The 21,226-nt window shown below is 40.5% G+C and carries 19 protein-coding genes and 1 other RNA gene; 10 read left to right on the forward strand and 10 right to left on the reverse strand.

Translation table 11 applies throughout. The features are described 5' to 3' along the window. Positions 1-68: 68 nt before the first annotated feature. A complete protein-coding gene (locus tag ACK8HY_RS17975) occupies positions 69-3,110 on the forward strand; it encodes a VIT domain-containing protein (RefSeq protein ID WP_416134389.1) in 3,042 nt (1,013 codons plus the stop codon). A 158-nt stretch (positions 3,111-3,268) separates the two neighbouring features. Here ACK8HY_RS17975 and ACK8HY_RS17980 read toward each other — a convergent pair whose 3' ends face one another. From ACK8HY_RS17980 to tgt, 3 genes are all read right to left on the reverse strand, one after another. After that, on the reverse strand, positions 3,269-4,180 hold the full coding sequence (locus tag ACK8HY_RS17980; protein ID WP_416134390.1) for a DMT family transporter: 912 nt from the start codon (positions 4,178-4,180) through the stop codon (positions 3,269-3,271). 109 nt (positions 4,181-4,289) lie between these two features. After that, the gene (locus ACK8HY_RS17985; RefSeq protein ID WP_077437892.1) at positions 4,290-5,369 is read right to left on the reverse strand and encodes an LptF/LptG family permease; all 1,080 of its coding nucleotides are present in this window, start codon (positions 5,367-5,369) and stop codon (positions 4,290-4,292) included. Positions 5,370-5,469: 100 nt separating this feature from the next. Beyond that, a complete protein-coding gene (tgt, locus tag ACK8HY_RS17990) occupies positions 5,470-6,600 on the reverse strand; it encodes a tRNA guanosine(34) transglycosylase Tgt (protein WP_416134391.1) in 1,131 nt (376 codons plus the stop codon). 244 nt (positions 6,601-6,844) lie between these two features. On the opposite strand from tgt, the gene ACK8HY_RS17995 reads away from it, so the two are divergent. Further along, on the forward strand, positions 6,845-7,987 hold the full coding sequence (locus tag ACK8HY_RS17995) for a glycosyltransferase (RefSeq protein ID WP_416134392.1): 1,143 nt from the start codon (positions 6,845-6,847) through the stop codon (positions 7,985-7,987). Between the two features lie 22 nt (positions 7,988-8,009). Beyond that, on the forward strand, positions 8,010-8,645 hold the full coding sequence (gene rsmG, locus ACK8HY_RS18000) for a 16S rRNA (guanine(527)-N(7))-methyltransferase RsmG (protein ID WP_416134393.1): 636 nt from the start codon (positions 8,010-8,012) through the stop codon (positions 8,643-8,645). A gap of 383 nt (positions 8,646-9,028) precedes the next feature. Here the strand turns inward: rsmG and ACK8HY_RS18005 are convergent, their stop codons facing one another. Next, positions 9,029-9,262 carry a hypothetical protein gene (locus ACK8HY_RS18005; RefSeq protein ID WP_077437897.1) on the reverse strand — a complete coding sequence of 78 codons (234 nt, stop codon included), beginning with the start codon at positions 9,260-9,262 and terminating at the stop codon, positions 9,029-9,031. Between the two features lie 323 nt (positions 9,263-9,585). On the opposite strand from ACK8HY_RS18005, the gene dprA reads away from it, so the two are divergent. From dprA to accD, 5 genes are all read left to right on the forward strand, one after another. After that, positions 9,586-10,707, forward strand: a complete 1,122-nt coding sequence (gene dprA, locus ACK8HY_RS18010) for a DNA-processing protein DprA (protein ID WP_416134394.1) — start codon at positions 9,586-9,588, stop codon at positions 10,705-10,707. 113 nt (positions 10,708-10,820) lie between these two features. Then, a complete protein-coding gene (locus ACK8HY_RS18015; RefSeq protein ID WP_416134395.1) occupies positions 10,821-12,323 on the forward strand; it encodes an MFS transporter in 1,503 nt (500 codons plus the stop codon). Beyond that, positions 12,316-12,543, forward strand: coding sequence for a DUF6814 family protein (locus ACK8HY_RS18020; RefSeq protein ID WP_077437901.1), 228 nt, complete (start codon positions 12,316-12,318; stop codon positions 12,541-12,543). Before ACK8HY_RS18015 ends, ACK8HY_RS18020 begins: the two co-directional genes overlap by 8 nt. Before the next feature lie 149 nt (positions 12,544-12,692). Further along, positions 12,693-12,790, forward strand: an RNA gene (ffs, locus tag ACK8HY_RS18025) — signal recognition particle sRNA small type. Between the two features lie 225 nt (positions 12,791-13,015). Beyond that, positions 13,016-13,858, forward strand: a complete 843-nt coding sequence (accD, locus tag ACK8HY_RS18030) for an acetyl-CoA carboxylase, carboxyltransferase subunit beta (RefSeq protein ID WP_077437902.1) — start codon at positions 13,016-13,018, stop codon at positions 13,856-13,858. A gap of 81 nt (positions 13,859-13,939) precedes the next feature. Here the strand turns inward: accD and ACK8HY_RS18035 are convergent, their stop codons facing one another. After that, positions 13,940-14,275 (reverse strand): hypothetical protein, encoded by a 336-nt coding sequence (locus ACK8HY_RS18035; protein ID WP_077438040.1) that lies wholly within the window; start codon positions 14,273-14,275, stop codon positions 13,940-13,942. A 297-nt stretch (positions 14,276-14,572) separates the two neighbouring features. Here ACK8HY_RS18035 and ACK8HY_RS18040 point away from each other — a divergent pair, with 297 nt between their 5' ends. After that, complete coding sequence (locus ACK8HY_RS18040) at positions 14,573-14,908, forward strand: MerR family transcriptional regulator (RefSeq protein ID WP_077437903.1); 336 nt, start codon at positions 14,573-14,575, stop codon at positions 14,906-14,908. Positions 14,909-15,022: 114 nt separating this feature from the next. On the opposite strand, the gene ACK8HY_RS18045 is transcribed toward ACK8HY_RS18040, so the two are convergent. From ACK8HY_RS18045 to mutS, 3 genes are all read right to left on the reverse strand, one after another. Further along, positions 15,023-15,517 (reverse strand): metallophosphoesterase family protein, encoded by a 495-nt coding sequence (locus ACK8HY_RS18045; protein WP_077437904.1) that lies wholly within the window; start codon positions 15,515-15,517, stop codon positions 15,023-15,025. A 3-nt stretch (positions 15,518-15,520) separates the two neighbouring features. Beyond that, positions 15,521-16,228, reverse strand: a complete 708-nt coding sequence (locus tag ACK8HY_RS18050) for a tRNA1(Val) (adenine(37)-N6)-methyltransferase (RefSeq protein WP_139351210.1) — start codon at positions 16,226-16,228, stop codon at positions 15,521-15,523. Positions 16,229-16,521: 293 nt separating this feature from the next. After that, on the reverse strand, positions 16,522-19,128 hold the full coding sequence (mutS, locus tag ACK8HY_RS18055; protein WP_416134396.1) for a DNA mismatch repair protein MutS: 2,607 nt from the start codon (positions 19,126-19,128) through the stop codon (positions 16,522-16,524). A 136-nt stretch (positions 19,129-19,264) separates the two neighbouring features. Between mutS and mtgA the strand changes: the two genes are divergently transcribed. Then, positions 19,265-20,029 (forward strand): monofunctional biosynthetic peptidoglycan transglycosylase, encoded by a 765-nt coding sequence (gene mtgA / locus ACK8HY_RS18060; RefSeq protein WP_077437907.1) that lies wholly within the window; start codon positions 19,265-19,267, stop codon positions 20,027-20,029. Between the two features lie 167 nt (positions 20,030-20,196). Here the strand turns inward: mtgA and ACK8HY_RS18065 are convergent, their stop codons facing one another. Both ACK8HY_RS18065 and ACK8HY_RS18070 read right to left on the reverse strand, forming a co-directional pair. Continuing rightward, positions 20,197-20,652 carry an ABC transporter ATPase gene (locus tag ACK8HY_RS18065; protein ID WP_077437908.1) on the reverse strand — a complete coding sequence of 152 codons (456 nt, stop codon included), beginning with the start codon at positions 20,650-20,652 and terminating at the stop codon, positions 20,197-20,199. Between the two features lie 24 nt (positions 20,653-20,676). Next, positions 20,677-21,222, reverse strand: coding sequence for a DUF420 domain-containing protein (locus ACK8HY_RS18070; RefSeq protein WP_077437909.1), 546 nt, complete (start codon positions 21,220-21,222; stop codon positions 20,677-20,679). Positions 21,223-21,226: the final 4 nt, after the last annotated feature.

The following is a 21,226-nucleotide window of genomic DNA, read 5'->3' on the forward strand; positions in this document are numbered from 1 at the left end:
GGAAAAATAAGCAAAGGAGTTTGAGCGCGTTCCGACTCCGATAAAAACAAACCAACAAATTTATACGGATGAAAAAGACTATATTAGCCCTCCTCACCCTATTGGTATTTTCCAATGTGGATACAAAGTCTCAAGTAAGACCTGCCCGTGAGGTACCCAGCTTAAAAATAAAAAACGAGCAAAGTATCGATGCAGCAAAACTCGTCGACCTAAAAGTAGCGGTCAGTATTTTTGGAAATATGGCAAAAACATCCATGACCATGACTTTCGAAAACACCACAGATCGGGATCTTGAAGGGGAACTTACTTTCCCGATGCCTGAAGGTGTTTCCGTTAGCGGTTATGCACTGGATATCAACGGAAAACTACGTCAGGCGGTACCAGTCGACAAACATAAAGGCACCGAAGTTTTTGAAAGTATAGAAACACGACGGGTAGACCCCGGATTGCTCGAAAAAGTAGAAGGAAACAATTTCCGAAGCCGAATCTATCCCCTACCTTCGAAAGGACGACGTACGATCCAGATCAGTTATTCCGAGAACTTAATACCAGAATCCGATCAGGCATTATATTATTATCTGCCTTTGAACTATAATTCCATTATTGAAAACGTCGAGCTGAACATCAATGTCCACCAAGGCAATAAGAAGCCAAGCTTTACAGAGCTGCCTGATGGTTCCTTGGCATTTACTGAACAAAACCATAACTACGCTGCTACATTACATAAGCAACAGTTTAAATCCTCAAAAAATCTCGCGATTAAACTCCCTTTAAGCGAAAACATCGTCTCAGGATTAAAACAATTCAACCAGGATAGCACTTTTTACTTTCTTGCCAATGCGAAATTGGAAATACCCAAGCAGACGCAAAAAAAATGGGGCAACAGTATCGCCATTATCTGGGATCGTTCATTAAGTTCAAAAAATAGAGATCTCGAAAAAGAGTTGAGCCTCCTAGATCAGTTTTTCAGTGACAATCAGAATATATCCGTGGATCTAGGTTATTTAGACATACGTTTCAGCAAAGCACGGACATTTCAGATCAGTCAGGGAAACTGGGAAGAGTTGAGAAATTATCTAAAACAGACCGTCTATGATGGTGGAACTGACTATAGCCAAGTAAAGAGCGGTGTACTGCATGGCGCAAATTACCTATTTTTCAGCGACGGACTTTCAACATTTGGCAAGGGTAAAATTGAACTTGATCAGCCTACTTACTGTATCACCTCCTCAAGCAGTTCAGACTATGCCAATCTAAAACAAATTGCTCAGGCCCATTATGGAAAAATGATTAATTTGACAAATACGACCGTAACTCAAGCCTACAGTACGTTAAATTTGCTCGACCTGCTCTTTTTCGGAGTAAAAGAACAAGATGCTTTTACAGAAATCTATCCTGAGAAAGGCTCACCTATTCAATCTTATTTTTCTGTCTCGGGACTTGGCAAAGACAGCAGGGCAAAAGAAATCACAGTTTTAGTCGGTGATGGCACACAGATCATTAAAGAAATCAAAGTGCCATTAAAACCCGACAATGGAGAGATCGATCTGCAACAGATCTGGGCGCAGAAAAAAATAGAGGCCTTGGACGTCCAATACGAAGATCATCGTGAAGAAATCGAGGCAATCGGAAAACAGTTTGGCATAGTGACACGAAATACCAGTCTAATTGTTCTGGAAGATGTGGAAGATTATGTACGCTATGCAATCATGCCGCCAGCAGAGTTACTTCCCGAATACAACAGACTCCTAAAAGAAGAACGTATAGAAAAGGAAGAACGCGTAGCAGATTTATTGACCCAGGCCCACAATATCACCGAGCAACTCCAAACCTGGTGGAATACCGACTTCCAGCAAAAAACGAAATATCCACAACGGGGCCGGTCTACTGATACAACTATTGCCCAAGAGGCTCCAATTGCCAGCACTACCATCCCGCATCTCCCCACTCCTCATTCGGCAAGCTCTGTGGCCACACCACCGGTCGTGGAATCCAGATCATCAGCGGGGACTAGTGACCGCAAGAGCATGTTTGCAGTCGCCAATTCAAGAACTACTACCGAAGCGGCCAGCGAAGTAACGCTCGAGGAAATCTCATCGAAGGATGTACTTAACGAATCCGTCACGATAGTCGCTGATCAAGCTGAAGATGTACCCGTAGCTGGAGTAGGGGCGACCAATACCCTCGGCAACGCAACCGGAAAAATCAGTATTCCCGAAATTAAGGAAGACAATGCTTACCTAAAGGAGCTCAATCAATCCAAAGATCCTTACAAAAGCTATCTTCAGCTACGGGAGCAGTATATGGGAACACCGACCTTCTATTTCGATGTTGCCAACTTTTTTTTCAAAAAGGGAGATAGGCAAAAGGCTTTACTCGTCCTAAGTTCGTTGGCCGACCTGCAAATCGAAAATGCAGATCTTTACAAGACCATTTCCTACAAGCTTAGGGAATGGGGAGATGTTGACAATGCATTGTATATAACTGCTAAAGTACTGAAATGGCGCCCAATGGATCCGCAAAGTCATCGTGATTATGCCCTGGTATTACAGGATAAGGGTCGGTACAAAGAAGCGCTGGAACAACTTTATGGCATTTTGACACAAAGTTATTCACCCGAGGCCGCCAATCGGGATGATGGCATTGAAGAAATCCTTGTGATGGAGATCAATAACCTTATCAAACTCCAGAAAAGTGCAACGGCTAAAGTTGCTGTGGAAAAGAAACTTGTCGCTGACCTACCTGTTGACATGCGGGTAGTCATCAATTGGAATTCCCAAAATACCGATATTGATCTCTGGGTCACAGACCCCAATGGAGAAAAATGCTTTTACAGCAACCCCGCAACAGCCATTGGAGGTCGGCTAAGTAATGATTTTACAGGAGGCTATGGTCCAGAACAGTTCTTATTAAAAAAAGCATTGAAAGGGAAATATAAAATAGAAGTTGATTTCTATAACGATAGCTCCTTGACCCTGGCTGGCCCTGCGGCTGTCTTAGCTGAAATCTTCACCTCATATAGTACTGGAAGACAAGAGCGCAAACTCACAACGATCTACCTTGACCGCGACAAAGAAAGAAATATGTTAGTGGGCGAATTTATATTTTAGTTCGCCTGAAAGATAGGATGAGGGTGGGGTTCAAAAGAAGCAAATCCGCTGCATTTGAAGAGTGAAATAGATCTGCAAGCGAGTAAGAGTAGAGTGAAAGAATAGGAGCGAAGGGAAAGAAAAAAGGTGTCCAACTTTGCTGGACACCTCAGTAATCTTTAGTGCAATTTGCGGATGATTAGCTCCTTTTGTCGTTTCTCCAACTTCGTTTTCACATAAGGATAGGTAAATACAGCACCGAGAACGATACATGCTCCGAGATAAAACCCACCGCTCATGGTTTCCTTCTGTCCAAAAATCAACATCGCCAAAAGTATACCATATACCGGCTCGAGGTTAGTCGTCAATGCAACAGTAAAAGCCGATAGTTCCTTCATCACCGCTACTCCCATCACATAGGCTACTGCCGTACAGACTACCCCCAACAACAGCAGATAGATCAAATCCTGTTGTCCCAATTTCATCTCAGCGTTAAAATCTCCTGTGAACAGCATTAATATACTGATCCAAAAACAGGCTCCTAGCATTTCATAAAATGTAATCAGCGTTGGGCTGGATTTCTTGACCATCCTAGCATTGGCAATAGAAAATATACTTGCACAGAAAGCGCAACCGAGGCCAGCCAATAGACCAAGCAGATAATGTGTCTCAAACGAAAATATAGTGTAAATCCCCAAAATGATTACCAGACCAACGACAATATCCAATAACGCGATACGTCTTTTGTTAACAATAGGTTCCAATATGGCTGTAAACAATGTCACCGAAGATAATGTGACCAACGTTACCGAGACGGTAGATACCTTAATGGAATAGAAAAACAAAACCCAGTGTAAACCGACAACCGCCCCCACCATAAAAAACTGGAAAAACTGTTTTCTAGAAACCAATATCGATTGTTTGGTCAACAGAAAATAGGCCAGTAGTGAAACAGACGCTATCGCTACACGATACCAAACCAGGTGAATGGCAGAAACAGAAATGAGACTACCCAAAATCCCTGTAAACCCCCAAATAAGAATTGTTAAATGCAGAATTAGAATATTCCGATTTAGCTGAATTTTAGACATATTCAATTGAATATAAATTATTTTGTAATAGCGATGAAACGATTAGCAGCAGCGCTTATTTTTCCCTTTGTTATATTAACTGCTTAAGCCAATGTGATATGAATTGGAGCTATTTTGGTGCTTTTATCGCAAGATAAACTGCGACCAATAAAAAAGTCACATTTGGAATCAATACCGCTATCAATGGCGGCAATCCCCCTTTCAGTGAAAACATGGTAGCAAACTGGATAAAAACAATATACGTAAAACTTAAGCCGATTCCGATACCCAAACTTAAACCGATCCCCCCCCTAACTTTCTTGGAAGAAAGCGCAACTCCCATAAGAGTCAAAACAAAAGCCGAAAATGGATAAACATAACGTTTATATTTTTCAAGCAACAGATCATTCATGACTCCTGTCCCCCTAGTTTTCTCTTTATGGATACGGACATTAAGTTCCCGCGTGTCCATTGCAGTAAACATATTATCCCTTAATTCAAAATCCGAGGGTTTCATATCCAAGGTCGTATCTTTGACTGTCCCTTTGTCCATTCGCTCATGTAGCCCATTGATAATCCGGTTTGTGTAGCCCTCTATTTTCCATTTCGTCGCTACGGAGTCCCATGTGATACGGTCCGCCATCATCTTCTCTCTTAAGGTATCACCTTTGAAAATCTCCAGCACGAAACCATAGCCCGTCTTGGTGGTGTTATCGAAATTATCAATATAAACGTAGCTGTTTTTATCCAACTGCATATGTGTGGATACCCGGGAGTTATCCTTCAAAGGTTTTACATAAATATTCTCAAAATCCACTTTCATTTTATTCGTATGTGGAATAATGAATATATTAAATATGAAAGAAACAGCAAAGATTATTGTTGCGGCAATCATATATGGTCGCAACAAACGGTTGAAACTGTAACCCGCACTTAATATAGGAACAATCTCCGTCTGATCCGCCATTTTCGACGTGAAAAAGATAACTGCAATGAAGTTAATTAATGGACAGAGAAAATTAAGATAGAATGGAATAAATCCCGCATAATACTCAAAGACAATCTTATCTAAAGGTGCCTTATATTTCAGAAAGTCATCCAATCTTTCGGATACATCAAAGACGACCATCACCACGGTGAATATGGCCATCGTAAACACGAATGTTGTCAGATACTTTTTGATGATGTAACGATCGATTAACGAAAGCATATTGTTAGATTTGAGTATTAAGATATGAGATTTGAAACTCTACTACTGCAAGCCTAGGACTTACATACTTTATCTATATTTTATTTTTTATTTGACGCTATTACAAACGCTGATCCAAAATTTTCACCATTTTATTTTTCCAGTCATAGAATGTTCCGTCGATGATTTTCTCACGGGCTTGATTGACCAACCAAAGATAAAAATGTAAATTGTGTAATGAAGCGATTTGCGCGCCCAAAATTTCCTGAGATTTTATCAGATGCCGTAAATAAGCCTTTGAATAGAATTGATCGGCATGTAAATCACTTTCCGCTTCAATAGGCGAGAAATCATCCTTCCATTTTTCATTCTTGATATTGATGATCCCGTTTTGTGTAAAGAGCATACCATTCCGCGCATTACGCGTTGGCATCACACAGTCAAACATATCAACTCCCAAAGCGATATTTTCCAGGATATTCACAGGCGTGCCTACCCCCATTAGATAACGCGGTTTTTCTTTAGGTAAAATATCACAGACCACTTCGGTCATTGCATACATTTCCTCTGCCGGTTCACCCACGGATAATCCACCAATTGCATTTCCATCGCGATTAAAGGATGCTATTGTCTCTGCGGATTTTATCCTTAAATCTTTATAAACTGATCCCTGCACAATAGGAAATAATGTCTGATCATATCCATAAAGGGGATCCGTACTATCAAAACGATCGACACAACGTTTCAACCAACGATGAGTCATATCCAATGAACGACGTGCATAACCATAATCACATGGGTAAGGCGTGCATTCATCAAATGCCATAATGATATCCGCACCGATAACACGCTGCGTATCCATTACATTTTCAGGCGTAAAAAGATGTTTTGAACCATCAATATGCGAACGGAAAGTTACTCCCTCTTCTTTAATCTTACGCACTTCTGTCAAGGAATAGACTTGATAACCTCCGGAATCTGTCAAAATCGGACGGTCCCAACCATTAAACTTATGCAATCCGCCAGCCTTGTTCAATACATTCAATCCCGGACGAAGATAAAGATGATAGGTATTCCCTAGAATAATCTGTGCTTCAATATCATTTTTCAACTCATGCTGATGAATGGCCTTCACCGTACCAGCGGTGCCAACAGGCATAAAGATTGGAGTTTGAATGGGACCGTGTGCAGTTTCGACAACACCCGCACGTGCTTTTGATAGTGTATCTTGTGCTTGTAGCGTAAATTTCATTAATATTTTCCTCTGAGACTAAGTTCATTTTAGTAGACTGACCTCCGTATATATTTTTCCATTAATACCGCGAGACTGTTTTCAACGACGGGAATATGGTTCCGCTAGCGTGTATATTGACATCCGTCTTTTCCTAAAATATGTTGCAAAAATACTATAAAAAGATTTGCAAACAGGATGTTTCGGGAATAAATTATCATTTTCCTTTATAAAAAGATTATGATTGCGCTTATCTTTGTGGGCTATGCTTGACCTACATGTATTTTTGGCCAATCTTCCATATATTGTATTTGGAATATTAGGTCTTTTCCTATTGGCACAATTATATTACATCTTATTTGTTTACAGCAAATTGAGCAGGTACCAAATTGAATCTAACCAAACGGAATCTGATCTTCCGCCCCTATCTGTCATTATCTGTGCGCACAATGAACAGGATAATCTTCGGGAATTCCTCCCCAGTATCCTAAATCAAGATTATCCGAATTTCGAAGTTATTGTCGTCAACGATTTCTCGACAGATGAAACCCCTTGGGTATTGCAGGAGTTTGATGAACAATATGCCCATTTAAAGGTTGTTGAGATCAAGGAACATATCCGATTGAAACATGGCAAAAAATTCGCAGTAAGTATGGGGATCAAGGCTTCAAAATATGAGACCTTGGTATTTACAGATGCAGATTGCGCTCCCCAATCTGATCAATGGCTGAAAGAGGTTGCTTCTGCCTTTAGACCCGAGACCGAAATCGTATTGGGCTATTCACCTTATTTTAAGAAAAGAGGGCTACTCAATCTCTTAATCCGGTTCGAAACGAGCCACACAGCCATGAGTTACCTCGCCTATGCACTCAAAGGAGATGCTTATATGGGCGTGGGCCGCAACATGGCCTACAAGAAAGAGCTCTTCTTTCGCAACAAAGGATTTGCAGCTCACATGCATATTAAATCAGGTGACGATGATCTTTTTGTCAATCAAAATGCAACAGCGATAAATGTCAATATCGCCCTTTCACCGGCCGCTATTGTTTACTCCGTACCCAAAACAACTTGGAAAAGCTACTATAAACAAAAAGCAAGACATTCAGGTGCCTCTACTATTTATAGAAAACGTCACCAACGCATGCTGGGCACACAACTGGTATCTGCTGTATTGTTCTACCTAACCCTAATTGCGGTGGCTATTGCGTTCCCTTCTTTTTGGTATGTCCCCCTTACGGCTTACCTATTGAGACTATTCGCCCAATGGGCCGTTTTTACAACTATTTACAAGAAACTCGAAGTGAAAGAGCTGATTTGGTGGCTTCCCTTGGTAGACTTCATCTACTATTTCTATATTTGCATCAATGGTTTGTTCAGCCGAAAGAAGAAAAAAATAAGCTGGAAATAATTCACCCTTAAAACATCACATTTTGAATCCTACAGTCGATATCATATACAGCTATTTCCCGAAATTAACGGATACACAGAAAGAGCAGTTTGCCAAACTTGCAGACCTCTATACTTTATGGAATAGTCAGATCAATGTAATTTCACGTAAGGACATCGATAGTCTATACCTTCACCATGTCTTACATTCATTGGGCATTGCCAAATTTGTACAGGAGCTAGCTCCAGGAACACAGGTTTTAGATGTCGGAACCGGCGGCGGTTTTCCGGGTATTCCCATGGCGATCCTGTTTCCAGAAGTTAAGTTTCATTTAGTGGATTCTATCGGAAAAAAAATCAAGGTAGTTCGAGAAGTGGCTGCAGCGCTTGGCCTTAAGAATGTTGAAGCTGACCACATTCGCGCAGAACAATTGGACGATAAATATGATTTTGTCATCTCTCGGGCAGTAACCAGACTTGGAGAGTTCACCCCCTGGATCCGAAATAAATTTGTAAAGAAAGATAAAAATGGAATCCCGAACGGAATTCTATATCTGAAAGGTGGCGACCTCAGTGAAGAAATCAGAGAATCCAAATTAAAAGCCGAATTGCACCCGCTCTCGAGCTACTTTAAGGAAGATTTTTTCGATACGAAATACTTGGTATACGTACCGATGTAGTTAAAGTTTTGCATTACCCATAGGAAACTGAAGTCGCCTATGGATAATGTCTACAGAATCTAGATAATATATTAGGCACTTATGTATATAAGCGATCTTCTCATACCGATCGTGCTCACGGAACCACTTTATAGTGAGTTCATTTTTACGCTTCACCTGGACTGTATCTAACCGAAGCGTATCTTTTCCATTCTTCTTTTTTACGGTATCCTGCAAAACGAATTCTACAGGCTGAGCGAAAACCGGCCGATCACAAGCAAAATAAACGCAAAAAGCGACTAAAAACAGGAAACCAATACGTGCCATATCTATAATTGATTACCCTAAGATAATCAACAGGAAATAAGGCCGAAATGACTTTAACGATCTTTAACTTATACGACTTATTGCCCCAGTTCTTTTTTGATCTCCTCACCGATCAGGTTAATCTCTTCGTCCATGCCGAACATTGGCAACTCAGTTTCAGGATTCAGTTTCAACCAAGTCGTATCCGTATCCTTAATAATTTTCACATATTCCATTCCATCTTTAAAGACTACATAGGTATCTTCCTCTTCCGGAAAAACAGAATAAATCACGTCACCTAACTCGATATCAAAAGGTTCTTTCATTTCCATGCTAAAAATATTGTTAATCAAGCAAAGCTACCAAATCCAGCACATTCTTTCCAAACAGGGCCTCAATTTCTTCCCCATAAAAGAAAGTTCGCAAATTGCACCACTAACACAATTAAATATTCCCGTTTCAAATATACCTTACATTATTCAACAGCTCATCCCTTTTATGAAATCCAAAGAATGTGTCATAGTCTCACTACCTCCCCATCGTCTTCCTATCAAAGACAATACATGTTAATAAGAATAACCTTCAAAATGATTTTCATTCTAACGAAAAGTCATACAAGAAGTTATAAATTTTCACTATATTTAAAACACCGATTATGAAACTAATTTATCCCATAGCTTTGACTAAGATCAAGGGCATTGGCCCTAGAACAGCCCGTAGCATCATGGCCCATAGTGAAAGCTTAGCGGATTTATTTTCCTATTCAAAAAAAGATCTGATGCAAATCCCCGGCGTACGGGAATCAATTGCAGACGCAATCTGCAACAAAACATACCTAGAAGCCTGCGAAAAAGAACTCGCTTTTATTGATAAACATCGCATCAAAGCCTTATGGATCGAGGATAAGGACTACCCCGATCGACTCAAACAATGTGATGATGCTCCACTCATGTTATATTATAAGGGACATGCCGCACTAAACTCAACCAAAGTGATCAGTATCGTCGGGACGAGACACGCAACTCATTATGGGCAGCAACTATGCGAAGACTTTATGCAGGGCTTAAATGAAAATCAAGATCTACTGATTGTCAGTGGGCTTGCGTATGGTATTGATGCATTGGCACATCGTAATGCCCTAAAGAACAATATACCAACGGTTGCAGTACTCGGCCATGGACTGGACCGCATATATCCTGCGTCCCACCGTGAGCTTGCATCAAAGATGCTCGAACAGGGAGGATTATTGACCGAATTTACATCTGAAACCATACCTGAGCGGGTTAATTTCCCGATGCGTAACCGCATTATTGCAGGAATGGCCGATGTTACAATTGTGGTGGAAGCTGCGATCAAAGGCGGAGCGCTGATTACAGCCGAAATAGCAAATAGCTATAATAGAGATGTATGCGCATTTCCTGGATCCCTTTACGAAAAGAGTAGCGAGGGAACCAACTATCTGATCAAAACAAATCGGGCACATATGATCAGGCATGTACAGGATCTCGAATACCTGATGAATTGGGAAATCCGTAAAAACAATGATGCCAACCAACAATTAGCACTTCCCTTTAAGTTAGACAAAGACCAGGAACGTGTTTTTAACCTCATTCATGCAACGGGACAACTGGAGCTGAATCAAATGATTGAGCAACTCCAATGGCCTCAGAGTAAATTGGCGCTGGTCTTGTTGGAATTGGAAATGCAATCATTGATCCATTCACTGCCCGGAAAAGTCTACAAATCAATTGGGCAAGCACTCGTAGCAACAAAATAGGTTTTCAACGCATTATCCTAACAAGATATTAAATAAGACAATTAGATTTCTGAAGTAAGTAAGTAAGTAAGTAAGTAAGTAAGTAAGTAAGCATAACACTAAACCAATTATTAATGAACGACAACAGTACAAAGAGCATCTGGAAGGTCATCGGAGCCTCATCGATGGGGACACTTATCGAATGGTATGATTTTTTTATTTTCGGAAGCCTCTCCATCGTAATTTCCACCAAGTTTTTTCCTGCCGACAATCCGACAGCGGCTTTTCTATCTACCTTAGCCACTTTTGCTGCTGGATTTGTCGTACGTCCCTTCGGCGCGTTGTTTTTTGGTCGATTAGGCGATATCATAGGACGCAAATACACCTTTATGGTCACACTGATGCTCATGGGTGGTGCAACATTTTTGATCGGCTGTATCCCAAGTTATGCAAGCATCGGTTTCTGGGCACCATTAATTGTTCTGATTCTACGGCTCTTACAAGGCCTTGCTTTGGGAGGTGAATATGGTGGCGCTGCCACTTATGTTGCAGAACATGCGCCGGTGGGGCAACGTGGTTATTGGACATCCTGGATACAGACGACCGCCACATTTGGCCTATTTATATCGCTGGTGGTAATTCTTTTAACCAAGAGCTTTCTGAGTGAAACCCAGTTCGACAGTTGGGGCTGGCGTGTCCCTTTTTTACTCTCATTGGTTATGGTATATGTATCCTACCTCATCCGTAAGAAGATGAAGGAATCACCCGAGTTTAGCAAAGCTAAAGCTGAAGGAAAAACAAGTACAAATCCGCTAAAGGAAAGTTTCGGAAATCGCTATAACCTAAAATTTGTGTTATTAGCCCTATTTGGTGCCGCGATGGGACAAGGTGTGGTTTGGTACACTGGTCAATTCTATTCCATGAGTTTCATGAAAACAGTCATGCATCTCCAATCCGATCAGGCGGATACCATCTTAGGTATCGCACTGCTGCTTGGCACACCTTTCTTTGTCGTCTTTGGATGGCTTAGTGATAAAGTCGGCCGCAAATGGATCATGTTGGGCGGGATGCTCCTTGCCGTGCTGACCTACCGTCCAATCTACGAATCCATGTATCAACTAGCGAATGTTCAACAGAAAACAAAATTAAACGAAACAACAACAGCAGCCACCGAACAAAATTCCGCCATCGTTACCGTCACCAAAAGTCAATATGACGATGGAACAGAAATGACAAGTTCAAAAATACTACATCAGACAGGTGAGCTTAAAGGCAAAGAAACGATTAAAACAACCACCCATTTGGCCGGTAAAAATTATATCCTGCTCGTCGCCCTTATCTTTATTCAAGTGATCTATATTACGATGGTATATGGACCGATTGCGGCATTTTTGGTCGAACTATTTCCCGTAAAAATCAGATATACATCTATGTCTTTGCCCTACCACGTCGGTAATGGTATATTCGGAGGGCTCCTACCCGCAGTTTCCACTTACCTCACCACAAATGCGGAGGCTTCAAATACCCCACAATTTTATTTAGCGGGATTAGGATACCCCATCATTATAGCCGCTGTCTGCTTTATCATTGGTAGTCTATATATCAACAACACATCAACACCTCCAAATCATGAATAATCTAAAAAAGCTTCTTGGTATTGTATGGATCATCTTGGCCATATACACCGCATACTTCTCCATTTTTGAACTGGCATTACCTAAGATTTCAACAGGACACCAAGAAGATCTGGTCTTTGGTATCATTATACTTTGTATATTAACGCCGATCATTTCCCTCGGTTTAGGACTATTTGGTTACTATTCTTTGTTGGGTGAGTACGATAAAAGGAAGATGTGAGGCATAATAAATACCACTTGGCCATTTTAAGGGATTATTTAAACCTGCAAGATGGCCATCCAAACAATTTATTCTCATGAAAATCAGCATCCTAGAATAAAAAGGCATTTTTTCTTTCCTAAAACTATTTTTTTTTCTACTTTTGTGGCGGGTAAGTCTTCTACGACCAGCTCCCATTGACTCCCCCAGGTTGGGAACAAAGCAAGGGTATTTGGTTGAGCGGTGCGATAGAAGTAGCTTACCCTTTTTTTGTGCCCAAATTTTTGATTCAATCCTCCTATTTCACCTGACTTCAACTCTTTTTTTAACAAAACAATTTGCGTTCTAATCTGGTCTATTATCATGCATCAGAATAACAACAAGTAAGCTTTACAGACAAATCTATTGATTTACTGCCACTTACATTCAACACAATTATAATTGTATATAAAAGCATTTTTATCTAAGTTTGTAATCGAATAAGAACTATCGTATGAGTTGGTTTAAAAGAGAAAAAGCTGGTATTAGCACAGCTACCGCTAATAAAAAAGAAGCACCAGATGGCATGTGGAACAAGTGTCCCACGTGTAAAAAGCCATTGTTGCATCTTGAACAAGTAGAAAACGACTATGTTTGTCAATATTGTGACCATCATCTAAGAATTGGCTCCAAAGAATATTTTTCAATTTTATTTGACAATAACGAATTTACCGAACTATTCCCTAATCTAAATTCTGGTGATCCACTGGAATTCTTTGATTCTAAACCATACCCTGAACGTTTAAAAGAAAGTCAGGCAAAAACAGGACTGAAAGATGCAATACGCTCAGGTCACGGAAAAATGAATGGCAAAGACATCGTGATTGCCTGTATGGACTTTAGCTTCATTGGTGGATCAATGGGATCTGTTGTAGGAGAAAAAATAGCACGTTCGATTGATTATTGTCTTGAACATAAAATTCCATTTATGTTGATTTCAAAATCAGGTGGTGCGCGTATGATGGAAGCTGCATTCTCTTTGATGCAAATGGCAAAAACTTCAGCTAAATTAGCGTTATTGGCACAGGCAGGCCTTCCTTATGTCTGTCTATTGACAGATCCAACAACAGGTGGCGTTACTGCATCCTATGCGATGCTAGGTGATGTCAATATCGCTGAGCCAGGCGCATTAATCGGATTTGCTGGCCCACGTGTTATTAAAGAAACAATTAAAAAAGATCTTCCTAAAGGATTCCAGACATCCGAGTTTGTACTTGAACATGGATTTTTGGACTTCATTGTTGACCGTAGACAATTAAAAGACAAAGTGGCTACTTATCTCAAATTGGTCGGATAAAACGAACAAAAGGAATTTAAATATAAAAAGCTCTTAAAATATTTTAGGAGCTTTTTTTATCATTTAATTATCGATTCATACCTATAAATAGCACCAAAATGCCCAGGTCTTCCTTTTTGACAAGTAATCAGAATCTTCTTCATGGCAATAAGCTTCCCGTTCAAAAGAAATATGAAGATAGGCCTTGTCAAAATCTCGTAGCTGAACAAAACGGATGACAAATTCAAGCAGATACCATAAGTAAAAAAATACGATCCCCAACTCCAGCGCCTGACGCAAATGAATGCGTTCATGACGGATTAATGCTTTGTTATTTTTAAAATAACCATATTTTAAAAAAATAACAGGAAAGATAGTAATCGCATTAGCTTTACCAAAAGAGAATAAATTTGTCCAAAATTTGCTAACTATAATCATGCGATCGATCAACATTAAGTTTCAAACCCAGCCAAACTTAACTAATTTAGCCTTCATTTACAATGCAAACCATCCTATACAAATAACAACAGCATAAACCCAAGATCTACCGTCACTACAAGAATGCACCAAGCAGACATTCACCACCTTTAAAAATCTGCCGGAATAAAAAACACCATTTCTTATTATCGACTCAAATTCATGGCTTTATTTCCCCCTGAATTAAAATAAGAGATTGCAAAATTTCTTTTTGAATTGGAATTTTTATTAAGTTTGCTATAGATTAATTGCGAAGATATGCCGTACAAAGAGCGTGAAATAAATAAATTGTATTATACAATGGGAGAAGTGACAGAGATGTTTGATGTAAATGCATCCCAGATACGTTTTTATGAGCGTGAATTTGATATCCTTCAACCCAAGAAAAATAAAAAGGGCAATCGTCTCTTTACACAGGAGGATATTGCGAACCTCAAAATTATATTCAATCTTGTCAAAGAAAAGGGTTACACCTTGCAGGGAGCAAGAGACTATCTCCGTGACAATAAATCAGAAGCAAAAGAAAATCAACGCGTAGTGGACTCTTTAGAGCGGTTAAAAAGCTTTCTTTTGGAAGTACGTGATTCCTTATAAGCCATCAAAGATAGGCTGTCCTACGACTACAGTATCCCGAAGATGGACTACCATCAAGAAAGAACAGGAAATAAAATCTGATCTATAGAAGCCTGCAAACAGATCTTTAATTAGCTATCTGTCCTTTAGCTCAATAACTTCGAGATTTTCAATCTTATCTTTATTGATCTCAAAGCGCATGAGTGTTCTTACTTTATGCCAGCCATGTTTTCCTGCAGCGCCGGGGTTGAGATGAAGACAATTGATTTTGGGATCAAACACGACTTTGAGAATATGGGAATGTCCCGTGATAAACAATTTGGGTGGATTGGCCATTAACTCCGCCTTTATCCTTACTGCATACTTTCCCGGATAACCGCCAATATGGGTCATAAAAACCTCCACTTCCTCACAGGTAAATCGCAGATCTTCGGGAAAACGTAACCGCAGATCCCTTCCATCTATATTTCCGTACACCCCGCGCAAAGGTTTAAAAGCTTCCAATTGGTCTGCTACATCAGCCTCGCCAAAATCCCCTGCATGCCAGATTTCATCACAATCAGCAAAGTACTTGAATACAGATTCATCTAAATAAGAATGGGTATCCGAAAGAAGTCCAATTTTTGTCATAGTTTAGAAAGCTAAAAAATAAGGCGCCAAGGCATTCTTGTAAGATTCCGAGTAAACACCTTTAGATTGATAAATCACAAATTCACGCTGTTTAAGCACTGTCGACGGTATACGTCCGAGGGTCACAATCTTCCGAATAATAGGCTCCCCATCGAATGATCTTATCTGAATTTCGGCCGTACAATGCAATCCATGATCGATTGCCAATGCGGTTAGGGTTTCTGCAAGCTGGGTAGGGAGAATCAAAACCAATCTTCCCACTGGAGTTAAATGCGACGATGCAAATTGTAGCAGTTCCTGAAAAAAATCCAGATCCGTATGCCGGGCCAATTTCTTCCGTGCATCGGGATTATGCAACGAATCTGTATAAAAGGGAGGGTTCGATACAATCAGATCATAGGGCTTATCTATCTGCAATTGTTGAAATGACTTGGCATGTAATACCAGGCGGCTACCAAAAATCGAATTACTAAAGTTGCTACTCGCCATCTCTGCGGCCAACGCATCTATCTCCACAGCCTCTATCCAGCTATTTACCAAGCGTTGTGCCAACATAAGGGCAATCACCCCCGTACCTGTCCCTACATCCAAAACACGCTTCGCATTGTCTGTATCAACCAATGATGCCAGTAATACCCCATCCGTATTGATCTTCATCGCACAATTGGATTGATCAACTTCAAACTGTTTAAATCGAAAAATTGACGCCATGAGCCAAAGATAAAACTTTTGGAATGTTTGTACACTGAAAAATGTATTCTGATTCCAAAAGGAATAATAGGAATAGATAAGATAAAGCGTTCGTGCTGTCACGAGACCAACAGCATTGTAAATTGACTGAAAGTTCTTTCTGGCCAATAAACAGCATAGCGAGAGTATTGTTATCTTATGACAGATACGACTCAATAAAAAACAGACAATTCAAAAAAAAAACACCATTCATTTTGCATAAAACGTTGTTACTGCTAAATGAATGGTATTTCCTCAAGCGGCTATATCGCTCGTTAATTCTTTAGTAAACGCTGGATTTCATCCAGCTTCATCAAGGCTTCCACAGGAGTCAACGAGTTAACATCAAGGTTATTCAACATATCGCGAATTTTATTTAAAACAGGATCATCAATAGAGAACATCTGCAATTGGTAGGCCTGTTTCTGAATCTTACGCATACTATCTTTGATCTGCTCCCCACCAGTACGCTCCTGTTCCAATCGTTTTAAAATCTGATTGGCACGGTTCAATAATTTTGGTGGCATCCCCGCTAGCTTGGCAACATGGATACCAAAACTATGCTCGGATCCCCCCGGTACCAGTTTACGCAAAAAGATCACTTTATTATTGACTTCCTTTACGGTTACATTATAATTTTTGATACGGTCAAGGGAAGTTGACAGCTCATTCAATTCATGGTAGTGTGTCGCAAAGAGGGTCTTTGCTTTAGCAGCAGGATGATTATGCAAATATTCTGCTATCGCCCAAGCGATTGAAATTCCATCATAAGTACTTGTTCCACGTCCAATTTCGTCCAAAAGGATCAAACTCCGATCAGAAAGATTGTTCATGATACTGGCCGTTTCGTTCATCTCCACCATAAATGTAGACTCTCCGGAAGACAAATTATCTGAAGCTCCTACACGGGTGAATATCTTGTCCACCAAGCCTATTTTAGCTTCCTTGGCTGGGACAAAACAACCGATCTGCGCCATCAATACGATCAGGCCAGTCTGACGAAGCAGGGCCGATTTACCCGCCATATTGGGGCCGGTAATAATAATGATCTGTTGCGCTTTCGGATCAAGATAAGTATCGTTGGTGATATAGTCCTCCCCTATGGGCAGATTCTTTTCGATCACAGGGTGCCGTCCGCCCTTGATATCCAAAATCTTACTATCGCTCACTTCAGGTTTGACGTAATAGTTTTTTTCGGCGACGATGGCAAAGTTGAGTAAAACATCCAACTTGGCAATAAGCTGTGCATTCAGCTGAATGGGTTTGATATATGCTGCAATCGCAACCAATAGCTCAGCATACAATCTATTTTCCAATGCCTGGATCTTTTCCTCCGCCCCAAGGATCTGCTCTTCATATTCTTTGAGTTCCTCTGTGATATATCGTTCGGCATTCACCAAAGTTTGCTTACGTATCCACGTTGTTGGAACCTTATCTTTATGTGTATTGGTCACCTCAAGATAATAACCAAAGACATTGTTGAATGCGATTTTTAAAGATGGGATACCCGTCAGTTCAGCTTCCCTTTTTTGAATTTCCAGCAAATAGTCCTTACCCCCGAAAGAAATCTTACGAAGGCGATCCAGTTCAGCATCAACTCCCGCAGCGATTACATTACCTTTATTGATTGCAACTGGAGGTTCAGCCTGTATTTGTTGTTCTATTTGTTCCCTGATAGCAGCACAAGCATCCAATTGATCAGATATCACAGCCAGAGATTGCGCGTCCTTTCGGTCAGTCAATTCCTTCAGTTTTTCAATGGCATACAAGGCGCGTTTTAATTGCACGATCTCTCTTGGATTGGCCTTCTGGAGCCCAATTTTTGATATCAGTCGTTCTAGATCACCGACTTGCTTAATCTGACCAATCAAGTCGTCCCGCAGTTCACGGTTATTAAAAAAGAAATCCACAACGTTCAAACGTTCCTGAATACCCTTTTTATCTTTCAACGGCATGACGATCCAACGCTTGAGTAGCCGTGCACCCATTGGACTTGCTGTTTGATCGAGGACATCTGATAGCGTAACGGCATTCTCATTCATCGAACCGATCAGTTCCAGATTACGGATCGTAAATCGATCGAGCCACATAAACCGGTCCTCTTCGATCCGCGAAAGTGTCGATATATGCTGTAGGTTACGATGCTCTGTCTCATTGAGGTAATGCAGTGCAACCCCAGCAGCAACGATTCCTGCAGTCATCCGGTCTACGCCAAAGCCTTTCAAGGAGGCAACTTCAAAATGCTTCAATAAAGCTTCGGTCGCATAGTCACCCGTATAAGGCCACTCATCCAAAAAATAAGTGTAATAATGTGCTCCGAATTGCTCGATAAAATCCTTGCTCTGTTTCTTTGGCAAAATGATCTCAGTCGGTTTGAAGCCCTGAAGTAATTTGTCAATATAAGATGTGCTTCCCTGGGCAACCAGAAATTCACCCGTCGAAATATCCAAAAAAGCAATACCGATCTTATCCTTATCCGTAAAAATAGAAGCGAGATAGTTATTCGATTTCTGTTGAACAATATTATCATTGTAAGAGACACCCGGAGTAACCAATTCGGTAACACCACGTTTAACGATCGTCTTGGTTGTTTTGGGATCCTCCAGCTGATCACAGATTGCTACCCGTTGACCTGCACGCACCAATTTAGGGAGATAAGTCTCCAAAGAGTGATGCGGGAACCCCGCTAAAGCTGTTTCAGATTCCGAACCATTCCCCCGTTTGGTCAAAACGATACCCAAAATCTGAGCCGCTTTGATTGCATCCTCACCAAATGTCTCGTAAAAATCGCCAACACGGAACAACAATAACGCTCCAGGATACTTGATCTTGATCGCATTATACTGCTGCATTAACGGAGTTACTTTCTTTTCTTTTGCCAACTTCTAAAATCAAATTTGTGAAGCGTAAAAATAGGATAATATCGTCGCTTTGACAAACAATACCCACAACTTCTCTATAAAATCATTTCCATTAAACAAGAATATACACTAAGTTTGTATCCGAAAAAATTCAGTCATGGCCATCAAGAGATCTGGTAAGCAAAATACAGCCAGCAAACAAAAAAATACCTTTAAGAAAGTTTCCTTCAATCCATTGAAGTCTATCAAATCACCCATTCTCCGCATCATAAGCAGAGTAGTTCTTTATTTTATCGGTATAAGTCTTTTTTGGGTAATCAGCTTGCGCTTTATTAATCCGCCTATTACCTGGTTAATGATTCAACGTGGTTTTGAACTTAAGGAACAGGGCAAGGGATTTAAATTGGAAAAAAACTGGCTGAGCTACGACGAGCTTTCGGACAATTTAAAACTGGCGGCCATTGCGGGGGAAGACGCCCACTTTATGACCCACTGGGGTTTTGACCTCAAAGGCATTCAAAATGCCATCAAGAAAAATGCACAGGGTAAAAAACTCCGTGGCGGAAGCACAATCAGCCAACAGGTCGCTAAGAACGTCTTTCTATGGCCAGGGCGTTCCTGGTTAAGAAAAGGATTTGAGACTTACTTTACCGTTTTAATTGAAACATTCTGGAGCAAAAAACGTATTCTGGAAGTTTATCTCAATGTCATCGAAATGGGACAGGGAGTTTATGGCGCAGATGCAGCTGCAGCATACTACTTTAGCAAAAATGGAACTAACCTTTCCAAAAAACAGGCTGCACTGATTATTGCTATCTTACCGAACCCTCGTGCATGGGATGCCCGTAATCCTTCGTCTTATGTCAATAGAAGAGCAAATGCTATTGCAAAATATATGCATCATTATACCATTCCAGAATAGGGACACAAGTATTTGATCGTTAAGATCAATCATGGAACTTTTAGGAGCTATTACGAGCAATAGAATCTGGACTATTAACAGCTGTGGATACGGATTGTGATAGCTCGCTACAGTATAAAAAAAACGCCATTGACGAAAAGGCGTTTTTTTTATACATGTTATTTGGGTTATGCAAATAATCTTTTGTGCCAGCTCTCCTTAAAAGGAACCACCCAAGCGCTATCCAATTGATGCTCGTAAGTAATAGTATTATCAAACACAAGTGTGTTGTCATCGATTTCGCCCGCGGCCAGTAATTTCTCAAACCCCGAACGGTTGACGACTGCGACGCCGCTCGTCGATTTATAGGCAAATTGCATGCGATCGAAGAGTTGTACCCCGTACTTTTCTTCTATACCCTTCAGAAACCGAACAGAGCTATCTACAGAACAACCTGAAGCGGCAGCAACATCCTCGTCAACCTTTAGGATAATAAAAAGATGATCACGAAGCTCAGCTGAAGCAGACAAAGGTTTTCCATGGACTTTCCATTGTTCAGCAAAAGCCGCTAATTCAGTCGAAATATGCTGGCTTTCCTGCGCAGTCAAAATACGATCAGCTTGATAAATCCAAATACGTTTCATAAGTACACTCCTTTCCTTTTTAAATTAACCGATATAATAAGGTGAAATCATCAAATAGACGATAACGCCTGTCACAGCCACATAAAGCCACATCGGGTAAGTGATCCGTGCCAACTTTTTGTGTCGCGCATAAGATCCCGAGATACCTCTTACAAAAGTAAAAAGTACAAAAGGAATAATGATAATTGAAAGTAAGATATGTGTGATCAATATAAAGAAATAGATTGGCCGCAAAATCCCCTCACCCCCATATTTTGTTTCGATCGAAGTCATGTGATAAGCGACATACATCGCCAAGAAAGCCAGGGAACAGGCAATGCAACATTTAATCAAACGCTCATGCAATGTTTTGTTCCCTTTTTTTATTGCGGCTACTGCGCAGAACAACAAAATTGCAGTGAGACCATTGATTGTTGCATAAATAGGTGGTAAAAAAGTCAATGGCTTCACATCGTAACCTAATTTTTGCAGGTTAACGGTAAACAATACGGCCACCACGACTGGTATCACGATTGACAATATCCAAATCCACGTACTATATTTTTTTTCTTTGATTAGGCTATCTTCCATGTTT

This window comes from Sphingobacterium sp. NGMCC 1.201703 (genome assembly GCF_047784615.1).
Taxonomy (GTDB): domain Bacteria; phylum Bacteroidota; class Bacteroidia; order Sphingobacteriales; family Sphingobacteriaceae; genus Sphingobacterium.